Source organism: Actinoplanes sp. NPDC051633, assembly GCF_040681735.1.
GTDB lineage: Bacteria > Actinomycetota > Actinomycetes > Mycobacteriales > Micromonosporaceae > Actinoplanes.
The window spans coordinates 1-1,363 of sequence record NZ_JBFAZH010001630.1 but is presented as its reverse complement, the minus strand read 5'-3'; the positions used below and the strand labels follow the sequence as shown (position 1 = coordinate 1,363).

The 1,363-nt window shown below is 70.6% G+C and carries 2 protein-coding genes; both read right to left on the bottom strand.

Going from position 1 to position 1,363, the window contains the following annotated elements; genetic code table 11:
- Window positions 1-778, bottom strand: a 778-nt coding sequence (locus AB0M20_RS43775; protein ID WP_364307428.1) for a hypothetical protein, incomplete at its 3' end; no start/stop codon positions are given.
- Window positions 779-859: 81 nt separating this feature from the next.
- The coding region (locus tag AB0M20_RS43770) for an alpha/beta hydrolase-fold protein (RefSeq protein WP_364307426.1) at window positions 860-1,363 on the bottom strand (504 nt) is incomplete at its 5' end.

The window sequence follows — 1,363 nt, the reverse complement described above, 5'->3', positions numbered from 1 at the left end:
GCGGATCCCCGTACTGGTCACGGTTGTAGGCGCCCTCGTACGACCATCTGAGTCCATAGCGGGCGGCCGCGTTCGGGTCGAAGCGGTTCGCGTCCGGGCCGTGGCCGGTGGTCTCCCGGCCGACGGGCTCCTTGCCGCGGGCGGCGAGTTGCGCCTGCCGGGCCTTCGCGCGGCCCTTGCTCAGATCGATGGGCTTGCCGGCGCCCAGCGTCTCCGGGTCGCAGATCTCGCCCGGCTTGCACGACGGCGGTTCCGGGTCCTCCGCCGGAGGCTCCGGGTTGTCGCTCTCCGGCGGGGGCTTGATCCGGGTCACGCCGGAGATGGTCCAGGAGGTGGTGCCCGATCGGGTCACCACGACCTCGAAGTCGTCGCCCATCACCGAATCGCCGAGGTCGGCGATGTTCCAGGCGAGGCTGGTGATGACGTTCGAGTCGAACTCGTAGCGGTTCGTGCTGGCCGAGGTCTCGACGTTGTCGACGAGCGTGGTAACGAGGTCGGCCTGCAGCCCGAGGTCCCGCTGGGCGTCCCGGGCGATCCCGGCGGTGACCTGGGCCATCCGCTGGGCGGCGGGGGAGACGGAGCCGCCCTTCAGCCGGCCCGCCATGAACGCCGCCGGCGGGGTGCCGTACCAGGCGTCGTTGGTCTGGACGAAGAAGTCGGTGATGAGGGTGTCGAGTTCCTCGGGGGTGGCGGCCAGCGCCGGCAGGCCCGGGGAGAGGGCGACCCCCAGCCCGATCAGAACGGAGAGGCACGGTGCCGTGCGCAAGACGCGATGCATGGCCGCACCGTAGGTTCTGCGTCCAGTGTGGAGAAAGGCCGGACCCGAACCGGTTGCGCAATTGCGCAACCGGATCGCCGCTCAGTCGGGCGGAAGCACCCAGGACAGCGCGTCGCACAGCCGGTCGCGCCAGTTCACCCACGTGTGCCCGTCGTTCGATTCGACGTATCGCACCTGCATTCCGACGGATCGGAAGGTCTCCAGCATCGGAGGTTGCCGGACGATCAACGGCTCGAAGGCGCCGCAGGCGACGAACACCCGGTCCGCCACCTTGGTGGGCCGGCGGCGGTAGTCGTCGACGAACTTGACCACCGGGTCGAACGTCGGACCGCCGCCGTGCGGGGCGCCGCCGGGAGGTGAGGACACGAACGAGCCGGACATCAGCGCCAGGGAGCCGTACGTGCCGGGGTAGCGGCGCGCCATCGACAACGACGCGACCGCCCCGAAGCTGGACCCCAGCAGGCAGCGGGTCGACGGCTGGCCGGCGAGCGGGAAGTCGTTCTCCAGCAGCGGCACCAGCTCACGGGTGACGAACTCGGCGTGCTCGGGGGAGTCGGCGTACTCCTTGAGCCGGTCCTTCGGGTG